The organism is Colidextribacter sp. OB.20 (genome assembly GCF_009911595.1).
Classification (GTDB): domain Bacteria; phylum Bacillota; class Clostridia; order Oscillospirales; family Oscillospiraceae; genus Lawsonibacter.
Window position 1 is genome coordinate 39,479 of the sequence record NZ_QWKG01000019.1, and the last position, 12,639, is coordinate 52,117.

Genomic DNA, 12,639 nt, shown 5'->3' on the forward strand with positions numbered 1-12,639 from the left:
TTTTCGTGCTGCCTGCCCTGATTTTAGCCCTTGCCGCCCTTGGACTCGCGGCAACCCGCCTGTGGGCCTACCGTACTCAAATGCTGGAGATGGCCCGGGTGCTGGAGGAGACCCCGGCGGAGAGCAATCTGCGCCTGACTGTGGGGATGTCCGGCGCCCCGCCCCGGCGGCTGTGTCAGGCGATGAATGCCCGGCTGGAGGAGGGGCGGCAGCTCCGTCTGGAGACCCAGAAGCGGGAGCAGGAGCTGAAATACACCATGGCCTGCATCTCCCACGACATCCGCACCCCGCTGGCCGGGGCCATGGGCTACTTGCAGCTGCTGGAGGGGGAGCCGGAGCGTCAGGCGGAGTATCTGGACATCGTGGGCAAGCGGCTGGAGGAGCTGGGGGAGCTGTTGGAGGAGCTGTTCCTCTATACCCGCCTTCAAGGCGGCTCCCTGCCGCTGGAATGTGAAAGCATGGCGGCTCTGCCGCCCCTGTGGGACGCCCTGGCGGAGCTTTACCCCCAGCTGGAGGCGGCGGGGGTGGAGCCGGAGCTGCGGTTTGACCGGGAGGATATGGCGGTCTGGGCCAGTCGGGAGGCTCTGGGCCGGGTATACCGGAACCTGATTGTCAACGCCCTGCGCCACGGCGGCGGGGGGCTGACGGTCTCCGGCGGGGACGAGGTGATCTGCTTCTCCAACGAGCTGCCTCCCGGCCCCAGGCCCGACCCGGAGCACCTGTTTGACCGCTTTTACCAGAGCAGCCCCGCCCGGGCAAAGGGCGGGGCCGGTCTGGGTCTGTCCATTGTGCGGGAGCTGATGGAGAAGATGGACGGACAGGTGTCCGCGCAGATCACGGGAGACAGGCTGGAAATTAAGCTGACCTTTCGCGGTCAAAAACCTGCCGTCTACGGACATTCCCGCACAGAGCCCGGTTTTCTGATATGACGCAGGTATATCGGATATCGGAGCTGCAAAATCTCAGCGTATGCTACAGCGAGGGGCGGAACGCGCTGTCTGGCCCGGTTGGTATAGTTTGAAAAACTATCAGCAAATAATTCAGCTACTCTGTCACAGATTCGGTTCACACCAGTCTAATCCTACAGGAGGTGTTTTTATGAACACAAAAGAAAATCAAGAACTGTCTGCTCTGCTTGAGCAGGCCACCGCGGGGGATAAGGCCGCGCTGGAGACGGTGCTGGCCGGTGTGCAGGATCTGGTATTCAACCTGTCTCTGCGGATGCTGGGCACCTTCCACGACGCGGAGGACGCGTCCCAGGACATTCTGCTCAAGGTAATGACTCACCTCTCCTCCTTCAGGGGGGACAGCGCCTTCACCACCTGGGTGTTCCGCATTGCGGTGAACCACCTCAAGGACTACAAGAAGCACATGTTCGCCCAATTCCCGTTGAGCTTTGAGTTCTACGGAGACGACATCCGTAGCGGGAAAATTCAGGACGTGCCCGACCTGACCCAGAATGTAGAGAAGACCATCCTGGCCGAGGAGCTGAAGCTGTCCTGCACGAACGTCATGCTGCAATGTTTGGACCCGGAGAGCCGGTGCATCTTCATTCTGGGCACAATGTTCCGGGTAGACAGCCGGATTGCCGGAGACATTCTGGGCATCTCTCCGGAGACCTACCGCCAGCGTCTCTCCCGGGTGCGGAAAAAGATGGCAGACTTCCTTTCGGAATACTGCGGCGAGTACGGGAAGGGAACCTGCCGCTGCGCGAATCGGGTCAACTATGCCATCCAGAATCATCGGATTGCCCCCAACCGGCTGGACTTTACCGCCGCCAGGCCCAGCGACACCGCTGTGGAGGTGACGGCGGCCATGGAGGAGATCGACGGATACTCCCAGCAGTTCTCGTTCTGCCGGACGTACCAGTCCCCGGAGCGGCTCAAGCAGATGATCCGTGACTTTTTAAACGGTCCGGCCTTTTCCACAGTTGCGGAAGCGTAAGGGGGTGGAGAGATGAATACACAGGTGATTTTGGACTATCTGACCGAGCTGAGCGCCAACAACAATCGGGAGTGGTATCACGCCCACAAGGCCGAGTACCAGGCGGCTAACGGGCAATTCGAGGAGCTGATCCAGGCGCTGATCCTCCAAATCGGAGAATTTGACGGCAGCGTTCTCGGCCACGCCCCCAAGGAGCTGACCTTCAAGCTGGTGCGGGACACCAGATTCAGCCATGACAAGTCCCCCTACAACCCTGCATTTCGGGCGCACATCTCGTCCATGGGAAAGCTGCCTGTCCCGGTGGGCTACTATTTGATGCTCAAGCCGGGCGGACAATCCTTCCTGGGCGGCGGCCTGTTCGCTGACATGTTCAAGGACGCCACCCGAATGGTGCGGGACTATATCTCGGAGCACGGCGGCGAGTGGGAGGCAGTCATAGCCGCCCCGTCCTTCCGGGAGCATTTTACGGTGGGCGGGTCAGCACTGAAAAACGTCCCGGCTGGATACGACAAGGAGCATCCCCAGGCGGAATACTTGAAGTTTAAGAGCTGGTATCTGGAATACCCCATTCAGGATGAGGAGCTTGCGGACGGCGGGCTGTTCCTGTCCAAAGCCGCGGACATATTCCGCCGGATGAAGCCCTTCAATGATTATTTGAACAAGGCGCTTGCGGGGTTCAAGATGCCGGAGCGGTAAACCTGCCAGATATATCGAAATGAAAAAGGAAAGGACCGGCCCAGGCCGGTCCTTCTCCTTATTCCTTCACATAGTTCACATGGAACAGCTCATGTCGGTGCTCCTCCTCCATGTCCTGGAGGATAGAGGCCACCACCGGGTTGCGCTCAGCCCGCTTGAAGGGGGCCGAGCGGTCGATGTTGTACAGGCCCTCGGCCCGGTCGGCCTTGTCCTGCCGCATGCCCCGGGGCTGGCCCGCGCCGCCCACACAGCCGCCCTGGCAGGTCATGACCTCCACCAGGTCGAAATAGGCGTTGCCCGCCTCGATCTCCTTAAGCAGCCGCTGGGCATTGGCCAGGCCGTGAACGATGGCCAGATGCACATCCCGGTCGCCCACCCGGACGACGGCCACCCGGATCGAGCGGTCGCCCCGGAGGGGGGAGAACTTCAGCTCCCGGAGCACGTTCTTGGATTTGTCGGGCAGGCAGAACCGGACCACCGCCTCGGCCACGCCGCCGGTGGTGCCGTAGATGGTGCCCGAGCCCGAGCCCAGGCCGAAGGGCAGGTCGGGGGACTCATACTCCAGCTCGGTGAGGTGGATGCCCGACTCCTGGACCATCTTCACAATCTCCTTGGTGGTCAGCACCAGATCCACCGCCGGGGAGCCGTCAGGCAGGCGGAACTCAGGCCGGGCGGCCTCCATCTTCTTGGCAGTGCAGGGCATGATGGCGATGTGGAAGGTGGTGCGGCCGTCCTCCTGGTCCTGCTTCTGGTATTTCTCCCGCAGGACGGCGGCGAACATCTCCATGGGGGACTTGCAGGTGGAGATATGCTTCAAATATTTGGGATTCTCGTTCTCCAGATACTTCACCCAGGCAGGGCAGCAGGAGGTGAACATGGGGAAGGGCCCGCCCCTCTCCAGCCGCTGGAGGAACTCGGTGCCCTCCTCGATGGTGGTGAAGTCGGCGCCGAAGGTGGTGTCGTAGACCTCGTCCACCCCCATCAGCTTCAGGGCGGACACCAGCTGGTCCAGGGCGTTCTGACCGGGGGCCAGGCCGAAGGCCTCCCCCACCGCCACCCGGACGGCGGGGGCGATCTGGACCACGACGCGCTTCTTGGGGTCGTGGATGGCCCGCCAGGCGGGGCCGATCTGGTTGTATACCGTGATCGCGCCGGTGGGGCAGACGGAGGAGCACTGTCCGCAGCTGATGCACTTGGTCTCGGACATCTTCCGGCCGAAGGCGGGCATCACCTGCATGTTGTACCCCCGGTGGGCAAAGTCGATGATGTTCATGCCGATGTTCTCGCCGCATACCCGGACGCAGTCGCCGCACAGGATGCACTTGGTGGGGTCCCGGACGATGGCGGGGCTGGAGTCGTCAAACTCACCGCACTCCCGGTTGTCCCCGAAGCGGACCGAATTGATGCCGAACTGTACCGCCAGGTCCTGGAGGTGGCAGCTGCCGCTCTTCTGACAGGTGGTGCAGGAGCAGTTGTGGGAGGCCAGCATCAGCTCCAGGATCATCCGCCGGTGCTTGAGCAGCCGGGCGGTGTTGGTCTTGATGGACAGCCCGTCCCGGGGCTGCATGGAGCAGGAGGTCTCGATCTTCCCCCGCTCGTCCTCCACCACGCACATGCGGCAGGCGCCGTAGACCGACAGGTCGGAGTAGTAGCAGAAGGTTGGCATCTCGATGCCGGCCTTCCGGATGACGGCCAGCACATTGGGCTCCCCGTCGAAAGCGACCCGCTCGCCGTTGATGTACATAATTCCCTTTGCCATACCGCTCACTCCTCCCGAATGGCGCCGAAGGGACAGCAGCCCCAGCATGCGCCGCACTTGATACACTTGTCTGTGTCGATGACATGGGGCATCCGGATCTGGCCGGTGATGGCCTCCATGGGGCACTGCTTCATGCACTTGCCGCAGCCCTTACACAGCTCAGCGTCGATCTGAAGGACCTTCTTTCGGCCGTTGCAGTGGGGGCAGTGCTTGTCCACCACGTGGGCCAGGTACTCGTCCCGGAAGTACTTCAGGGTGCTCTGCACCGGCTTGCAGGCGGACTGGCCCAGGCCGCACAGGGCGGTCTCGCTGATGGTGGCGGCCAGCTCCTCCAGCAGGTCCAGGTCCTCCAGAGAGCCCTCGTTGTTGACGATGCGGGTCAGAATTTCCAGCATCCTCCGGGTGCCCTCCCGGCAGGGGACGCACTTGCCGCAGGACTCATTCTGGGTGAAGTTCATGAAGAACCGGGCCACCTCCACCATGCAGGTGTCCTCGTCCATGACCACCAGACCGCCCGAGCCGATCATGGCCCCCAGCTTTTTCAGGGAGTCGAAGTCCACGGGCATGTCCAGGTGCTCCTCGGTGAGGCAGCCGCCGGAGGGGCCGCCGATCTGGACAGCCTTGAACTGCTTGCCGTCCTTGATGCCGCCGCCGATGTCGAAGATAATCTCCCGCAGGGTGGTGCCCATGGGCACCTCGATAAGGCCGGTGTTCACCACGTTGCCCGTCAGGGCGAAGGCCTTGGTGCCGGGGGACTTCTCGGTGCCAATGGATTTAAACCAGGCCGATCCCTTCCGGATGATGAGGGGGACGGCGGAGAAGGTCTCCACATTGTTCAGTATGGTGGGCTGGGCCCACAGGCCGTGCTCCACCGTCCGGGGGGGCTTTACCCGGGGCATGCCCCGGTTGCCCTCGATGGAGGCGGTAAGGGCGGAGCCCTCGCCGCAGACAAAGGCCCCCGCGCCCCGGTTCACGTGGAGGCGGAAGGAGAACTGGGTGCCCAGGATGTTGTCTCCCAGCAGGCCCATCTCCTCCGCCCTGGCAATGGCGGTCTTGAGCCGGGCCACCGCCAGGGGGTACTCGGCCCGGACGTAAATATAGCCCTCGTCGCTGCCGGCGGCGACGGCGGCGATGAGCATTCCCTCAATGATGGAGTGGGGGTTGCCCTCCATGATGGAGCGGTCCATAAAGGCGCCGGGGTCGCCCTCGTCGCCGTTGCAGACCACATACTTCTTGCCCTTGGGCTGCTTGCGCACGCTGTCCCACTTCCGGCCGGCGGGGAAGCCGCCGCCCCCGCGGCCCCGGAGGCCGGAGTCCATGATCTCCTGGCAGATGGCCTCGTCGGTCATCTCGAAGAGGGCCTTCTCGAAGGCCGCGTAGCCGTCCTTCGCCAGATACTCGTCGATGTCCTCCGCGTCGGTGGTGCCGCAGTTCTCCAGCACGATGCGGTGCTGGCGGTGGTAGAAGGGGATATCACTGTGCTTGGAGTATTTCACGCCGTCCAGCTCGTAGAGCAGGCGCTCCACCACCTCTCCCTTGAGGATGGTTTTCTCAATGATCTCGTCACAGTCCTCCAACTGGACATGGGTATAGAGGATACCCTCCGGCTCGATCTGAACCAGGGGGCCCATCTCGCAAAAGCCGTGACAGCCGCTCTTCTTCAGGTAGACGCCGTCCCCCTTGGGCTCGGTGACGTCCTCGGTCTCCCCCTCCTGGGTGAGGCCCACGTAGACGTCCAGCCCCCGGCGGGCGCATTCCTCTTTAAAATAGTCATACAGCTTCAGCGAGCCGCCGGCGATGCAGCCGGTGCCGGCACACAGCAAAATCTGCTTCTTCTGATAGGAGAGAGCCCGTTTGGCCTTCACCCGGCGGACCTCTAAACGTTCACGATTCATCTCAGGCATTCGCGGCGTCCTCCTTCCTCAGAGTCTCCAGCAGCTCGATGGCCAGCTCCGGGCTCATCTTGGAGTGGACCTGATCGTTTACTGTCACCACCGGGGCCAGGCCGCAGGCCCCCAGACAGGCCACCGTCTCCAGGGTGAACAGCCCGTCGGCGGAGGTCTTCTGCTTGCCCTCCAGCTCCAGATACTCCTTGATGGCGTTAAAGATGGGCTGGGACTTGCGGACATGGCAGGCCGTGCCGTCGCACACCTTGATGATGTATTTCCCCTTGGCCTCCAGGGAGAAATTTTCATAGAAGGTGGCCACGCTGTATACCTTGGCCACCCCCACCCCCAGCTTCTGGGCAATGCGCTCCAGCACCGCCGGGCTGAGATACTTGTACTCCGCCTGAATGTCCTGCATGATGGCGATCATGTGGTGGAACTGACTGTCGTAGCTGTCGATGATCTCCTCCACCCGCTCCATGGATATTCCATTGGACATGGCTGATGTTCTCTCCTCTCTCTTCTTGTTAAAAATAGATAGACTGTTGGATAAACTAAAGTTCACTTCCTGCAATTCTACCATATTGCACCGGGGTTAGACAAGACGAATTTGCAGGAAATGATGCATTTTTTTGCCAAAATAAGGCGGCACGGAGAAATCCGTGCCGCAAAAGCCCTAACGCTGTACTTTTTTGGGGTCGGGCCAGGCATCCGGTCCGTCAGTCCTGGAGATCTCCTTGAAAATTCCCGTCTCCCCGGCGAAGGCATACATGGCTCTGGCGATGGCGTGCATCTGGGGGTAGGCAGCCAGACATACAGATTTGGCGTTTTCCCGCTCGAAGGCATAGACCCAGCCGCCCCCCGCCTGGCGGCGGACCTTCAGATAACCGGCCACCGCCTCGTTGAAGTTTGGGGAGGGAAGAGGACCGCGGCCGGCGTATTCAATATAGGACAGCAGGGCGTACTCCCCTTTTGACAGGCACTCGTTGATCCGTTTGGACAAGTAGCCCACGATCTCCTCGCCCACATAGCTGAGCATTCCGTCCAAACGGAGGTATTGGTGGGTGAACTCCTCGGCGTGGCGTTTGGCGAACTCGTCCGGGTCGAAGTTCAGCGCCCGGTAGACCTCCGCCAGCAGTTCGGGACTCAGTCCGCCGCTCTCCGGCAGACAACCGTTTTCCTCTGACATAGAGACATCCCCCCATGTGATTTCGACAGATTCTTCTCTCATCATAACACAGCCGAAGCCGGGCTGCAAGATAAAAAAGCACCCGGACAGAGAATTTGTCCGGGCGGGTCAATACTCAAAGGTGTAGCTCTCGTAGGCGTTGATGACCTGGGTCTGTCCGTAGACACAGCGGCGGGGGATGTCAGCGCCATAGTTGATGTGGATGTGTCCATGGACAAAGTAGCGGGGCTGATAGCGGTCCATCAGGGTGTTGAAGGCGTTGAAGCCGGTGTGCGCAAAGTCCTCACCGTCGTTGAGGCCCAGGGCGGGGGCGTGGGTAAGCAGAATGTCGAAGCCCCCCTGGCGCATCAGCTGCAGCTTCCGCCGCCAGACCCGGCGGTCCATCTGCCGCTGGGTATACTGGTGTGCCCCCTGGGACTTGTAGCGCACCGAGCCCCCCAGTCCCAGCACGCGGACCCCGTTGTAGGTGTAGATTTGGTCCTCTACGCAGATGCAGCCCTCCGGCGGCACAGTCCGATAGCGGTCGTCGTGGTTGCCGTGGACATAGAGCACCGGGGCGTGGGCAAAGGTGACGATAAAGGACAGATATCTGGGGTCCAGGTCGCCGCAGGAGAGGATCAGGTCAACCCCCTCCAGCCGGCGGCGGTCCAGATAATCCCACAGGAAGGGGCACTCATGGTCAGCCAACGCCAAAATTTTCATCGGCCCAGCAGTCCTTTCAGCGGATTCAGGTCTTGCAGTCCCTTCTTCTTAAGAGAGAACGCTTGATGAAGCTGAAGGAAGCCCTCCTTCAGCTGGGTCTGGCTGTACTGCTTCACCGTGTCGTAGCCAAAGATGTCCAGATAGAGCAGAAGGGCGTCGCCGGTGGTCATCCGGCCGGCCAATTCCTTGGCGCTTTTGTCGCCGTACAGAGCGGAGAAGCTGGTGTAGACAGAGAAAAATTTGCGGCGCTCCGCCTCAGACCACTTCTCATCCGGGGCCTTGCCCACCGCCTCCTGGAGGCGGGGAAAGCGGCCCGGAGCGCTGAACCAGAGGTAGTTTACCCCGGACAGCCGGTAAAAATCCACATACTCATAGTAAATACGGCTGGCCTTGGAGTCGTTTCTGGCGGGCAGAATGCGGGTGACCTCGGCGGGAATGTTCACCGCGCCGAAGTAGCGCAGCACGCTTACCCGCTTGTTGCCCTCCGCCACATAGAAGGTGTGCATATACTCGTAGACCTTGATGGGGTCGGTGATGCCCTCCTCCATGTGGGCCTTGCACAGGGCCATCCACTTGTGGGCGAACTCGGAGTCCTCAGGCATCAGCGGCAGAAAGCTGTGGGAAAAGGCCTGGCTGCGTCCGGCTGTCCGTGTGCCCACGATGAGCTCCAGGGGGATATCCACCAGCCCCAGGTTGAACTCGCCGCAGGTCTCCTCCTCTGACAGGATATTGTCCAGCACAGGCAGATAGGGCGAGCCGCCCCGGGCCTGAGAGACCTTGGATTCCTTCAGTCCCAGCTGCCTTGCCTTACGGTATTCTTCCAGGTACATTTTGGATCACCTCCGCGAACATGCAGACTGATTAGGCGCCGTTTGAAACGATGTATTTCAAGAAAAATTGGGATAGTATGGCGGAAAAGACCCGCCCCTTGGGCGAATTGACATTTTCAAACAAGCCCTAGCCGGTTAGAGTTGCAGTATAGCATGACATGTCTGGCTGCGCAAGGGGAAAATCGCACAAAAAACAGGTCCGCAGAGGGGCGGTATGGGCGTACCACCCCTCATGAAAGCTCCAGCCTGCGGCGGCCGGCGTGGGCTGCCTCCAGGATGGCGGCGGCGGTGGTGCTCTGCCTGGCCATGGCCCGGAAAAGGGCCTGATCCCGCTCTAAAATCCCGTCCCGGAATCGGGTCAGCTCAAAAATCAGGCGGTTTTGGACGCCCTCCTGGAGCCGAAGGTCCTCCACAGCCCCGTCCAGCGCCAGCTGGGCGGCGGGGAACTCGTTCAGCGGCCCCCGGGACCGGAACCAGCCCCGCTCCCCCTCCACATAGCAGCCGCTGTCCAGGTCCCGGTTCTTGGCCGTCCGGAGCAGACAGGTGAAGCCTGGATAGCCCAGAGACAGCTGTCCGGCCAGATCAATACCGTTGGGACCGTATTCTCCCTGCCAGTCCACTGTCTCCGGCGGGCCGAACAGGTCCACCGCTGTGTGGACACAGTAGATTCCCATGTCGTTCAGGGCGCCGGCCTCCATCTCCGGGTTGAAGATGTTGGGGTTCTCCCCACGGAGGTAGGCGTCGTATTTGGAGGAGTACTGGCCGTAGGTGATCTCCGCCCGGCGGACAGGGCCCAGCCGGGACAGCGCCCCCTTACAGGCCAGATAGTTGGGCATAAACAGGGTGGAGATGGCCTCAAACAGGAACACCCCATTGTCCTGGGCAGTCTGAAAGAGCCGCTCCGCGTCCCCTCTCCGGACGGCGGCAGGCTTCTCCAGGATCACATGCTTTCTGTGCTCCAGGGCCTGGACTGTCTGCTCCAGGTGGAAGCGGTTGGGGGAGGCGATGTAGACAATGCTGATGTCCTCCCGCTCCAGCATGGCCTTGTAGTCGGTGCAGGACTCCGGAACGCCGGCGGCCCGGGCAAATTCCCTCCCCCGGACCTCGTCCCGGGAACAGACCACCTGGCTGGTCAGACCCGGCACGGCGGCGATCGCCTGCTGCATCAGCTTCATAATGGCGCTGGTGCCTACACTGCCAATGGTCAGGGTTTTCTCCATGATGATACCTCCCAAAAATTGGATGACCTTACAGGACCGGGATACCGCCGGCCAGCTTATGGCATTTTATTTTAACATGGCAATGTATAAAAAACAACGGATAAATCAGAGCGGAGCCTGGGGCGTATTGACATTTTTCAAACGGCGCCTAAATTCTGTCGAAGGGTGTAACTATAAAAATTTTCAAAAATGCGGACGATTTTCCAGATTGTTGGTGAAATAGTCTCTTCACTTTTTCCTGCAAAAGGAATACAATAGAAAAAACGAAACAACCTATATTATTTATAAAAGGAGCGGTTATTATGTCTATTCTGGTCTGCGGCGGCGCCGGCTACATCGGCAGCCATACCTGTGTGGAGCTCATCCAGGCGGGCTATGACATTGTTGTGGCCGACAACCTGTACAACTCCAGCGAGGAGTCCCTGCGCCGGGTGGAGAAGATCGTGGGCAAGTCCATCCCCTTCGTCAAGGCGGAGCTGTGCAATGACGACGAGGTGGAGGCCCTCTTCGCCAAGTATCCTGGCATCGACTCGGTCATCCACTTCGCCGGGCTGAAGGCGGTGGGTGAGAGCGTGGCCAAGCCCCTGGAGTACTACTCCAACAACCTCATCAGCACCCTGTACCTGCTCCAGGCCATGCGCCGCCACGGGGTGAAGAACTTTGTGTTCTCCTCCTCCGCCACGGTCTACGGCGACCCGGCCACCGTGCCCATCCGGGAGGACTTCCCCACCGGCGGCACTACCAATCCCTACGGCACCTCCAAGCTGTTCCAGGAGAAGATCCTTATGGACATCTGCGCCGCCGATCCCGAGCTGAACGTGGCTCTGCTGCGGTACTTCAACCCCATCGGCGCCCACGAGTCGGGCATGATCGGCGAGGACCCCAACGGCATCCCCAACAACCTGGTGCCCTATATCGCCAAGGTAGCGGTGGGCCAGCTGGAGAAGGTCCACGTCTTTGGCAACGACTACGACACCCCCGACGGCACCGGCGTGCGGGACTATATCCATGTGGTGGACCTGGCCCGCGGCCATGTGGCCGCCCTGAAGAAGCTGGCCCAGAACTGCGGCCTGTTCGTGTGCAACCTGGGCACCGGCAACGGCTACTCCGTGCTGGACGTTGTCCACGCCTATGAGAAGGCCTGCGGCCACGCGCTGCCCTACGTCATCGACCCCCGCCGCCCCGGCGACATCGCCTCCTGCTACGCCGACCCCGCCAAGGCCAGAGAGGAGCTGGGCTGGGTGGCTGAGCTGGGCATCGAGGAGATGTGCGCCTCCTCCTGGAAGTGGCAGTCCCAGAATCCCAACGGGTATAAGGGGTAATCTGTAGGGCGCGACGACCCCGGCGCGCCGCTGATATCAAATACGGCGGGCCGAGTCGTCCCGCCCTACGCGCGGTTCTCAATGCTTTCCCCCGTTCCCCCGGAAAATTTTAACGGGCGGGTAATACCCGCCCCTACATAACGTTTTTATGTGTTGAGGAGGATAACAGTGAACAAGCCTGTTTTAGTGATTATGGCCGCCGGCATGGGCAGCCGGTACGGCGGATTGAAGCAGCTGGACCCGGTGGGGAACCACGGCCAGCTCATCATCGACTACTCCATCTACGACGCCCGCCGGGCGGGCTTTGAGACGGTTGTTTTCGTCATCAAGCCGGAGATCGAGGCCGACTTCAAGGCCGCCATCGGCAACCGGGTGTCCAAGGTGATGGACGTAAAATACGCCTATCAGCTGAAGGAGGACCTGCCCGAGGGCTACTCCGTCCCCGCCGGCCGCACCAAGCCCTGGGGCACCGCCCACGCCGCCCTGTCCGTCCGGAAGCTGGTAGACGGTCCCTTCGCCATCATCAACGCCGACGACTACTACGGCCCCGAGGCCTTCCAGGAGATTTACAGCTATCTGTCCTCTCACCAGGACGGGGATGTGTACGAGTACGTCATGGTGGGCTACCTGCTGAAAAACACCGTCACCGAGAACGGCACCGTGGCCCGGGGTGTGTGCCAGGAGACGGCCGACCACTACCTGACCCAGGTGACCGAGCGCACCAAGATTGAGAAGGGCGAGCCCCCCCGCTACACCGAGGACGACGGCAAGACCTGGACCGAGCTGCCCGGCGACACCATCGTGTCCATGAACATGTGGGGCTTCACCCGCAGCTTTTTGGACGAGGCCCTGGCCCGGTTCCCCGCCTTTTTGGACAAGGCCCTGGCCGAGAATCCCGAGAAGGGGGAGTACTTCCTGCCCACCGTGGTCAGCCAGCTCATCGACGAGGGCAAGGCCCGGGTGAAGGTGCTGCGCAGCGAGGACAAGTGGTACGGCGTCACCTATCGGGAGGACAAGCCCACCGTCACCGCCGCCATCGCCGAAAAGACGGCCGCCGGGCTCTACCCCGACCGGCTGTGGGAGGTGTGAGC

At 61.3% G+C, this 12,639-nt stretch carries 12 protein-coding genes; 5 read left to right on the top strand and 7 right to left on the bottom strand.

Annotated features, from left to right (window positions below; translation table 11 throughout):
* Positions 1–5: 5 nt before the first annotated feature.
* The 3 genes from D1641_RS06200 to D1641_RS06210 all read left to right on the top strand — a co-directional run bounded on the left by D1641_RS06200 (position 6) and on the right by D1641_RS06210 (position 2,640).
* A complete protein-coding gene (locus D1641_RS06200; RefSeq protein WP_160663752.1) occupies positions 6–929 on the top strand; it encodes a HAMP domain-containing sensor histidine kinase in 924 nt (307 codons plus the stop codon).
* 169 nt (positions 930–1,098) lie between these two features.
* Positions 1,099–1,944, top strand: coding sequence for an RNA polymerase sigma factor (locus D1641_RS06205; protein WP_160663754.1), 846 nt, complete (start codon positions 1,099–1,101; stop codon positions 1,942–1,944).
* A 12-nt stretch (positions 1,945–1,956) separates the two neighbouring features.
* A complete protein-coding gene (locus D1641_RS06210; RefSeq protein ID WP_160663756.1) occupies positions 1,957–2,640 on the top strand; it encodes a DUF2461 domain-containing protein in 684 nt (227 codons plus the stop codon).
* A gap of 58 nt (positions 2,641–2,698) precedes the next feature.
* On the opposite strand, the gene D1641_RS06215 is transcribed toward D1641_RS06210, so the two are convergent.
* From D1641_RS06215 to D1641_RS06245, 7 genes are all read right to left on the bottom strand, one after another.
* Positions 2,699–4,399, bottom strand: coding sequence for a [FeFe] hydrogenase, group A (locus D1641_RS06215; protein ID WP_160663758.1), 1,701 nt, complete (start codon positions 4,397–4,399; stop codon positions 2,699–2,701).
* Positions 4,400–4,404: 5 nt separating this feature from the next.
* Complete coding sequence (locus D1641_RS06220) at positions 4,405–6,294, bottom strand: NADH-ubiquinone oxidoreductase-F iron-sulfur binding region domain-containing protein (RefSeq protein ID WP_160663818.1); 1,890 nt, start codon at positions 6,292–6,294, stop codon at positions 4,405–4,407.
* A 1-nt stretch (position 6,295) separates the two neighbouring features.
* Positions 6,296–6,784 (bottom strand): NAD(P)H-dependent oxidoreductase subunit E, encoded by a 489-nt coding sequence (locus D1641_RS06225; protein ID WP_160663760.1) that lies wholly within the window; start codon positions 6,782–6,784, stop codon positions 6,296–6,298.
* Positions 6,785–6,961: 177 nt separating this feature from the next.
* The gene (locus D1641_RS06230) at positions 6,962–7,474 is read right to left on the bottom strand and encodes a hypothetical protein (RefSeq protein WP_160663762.1); all 513 of its coding nucleotides are present in this window, start codon (positions 7,472–7,474) and stop codon (positions 6,962–6,964) included.
* Between the two features lie 108 nt (positions 7,475–7,582).
* Positions 7,583–8,176, bottom strand: coding sequence for a metallophosphoesterase (locus D1641_RS06235; RefSeq protein WP_160663764.1), 594 nt, complete (start codon positions 8,174–8,176; stop codon positions 7,583–7,585).
* Positions 8,173–9,006 (bottom strand): hypothetical protein, encoded by an 834-nt coding sequence (locus D1641_RS06240; RefSeq protein WP_160663766.1) that lies wholly within the window; start codon positions 9,004–9,006, stop codon positions 8,173–8,175. The genes D1641_RS06235 and D1641_RS06240 overlap by 4 nt, the downstream gene beginning before the upstream one ends.
* A gap of 230 nt (positions 9,007–9,236) precedes the next feature.
* The gene (locus tag D1641_RS06245; protein WP_160663769.1) at positions 9,237–10,226 is read right to left on the bottom strand and encodes a Gfo/Idh/MocA family oxidoreductase; all 990 of its coding nucleotides are present in this window, start codon (positions 10,224–10,226) and stop codon (positions 9,237–9,239) included.
* 302 nt (positions 10,227–10,528) lie between these two features.
* Here D1641_RS06245 and galE point away from each other — a divergent pair, with 302 nt between their 5' ends.
* Positions 10,529–11,548, top strand: a complete 1,020-nt coding sequence (gene galE / locus D1641_RS06250) for a UDP-glucose 4-epimerase GalE (protein WP_160663771.1) — start codon at positions 10,529–10,531, stop codon at positions 11,546–11,548.
* 168 nt (positions 11,549–11,716) lie between these two features.
* Positions 11,717–12,637 carry a sugar phosphate nucleotidyltransferase gene (locus D1641_RS06255; protein WP_160663773.1) on the top strand — a complete coding sequence of 307 codons (921 nt, stop codon included), beginning with the start codon at positions 11,717–11,719 and terminating at the stop codon, positions 12,635–12,637.
* Positions 12,638–12,639 lie beyond the last annotated feature (2 nt).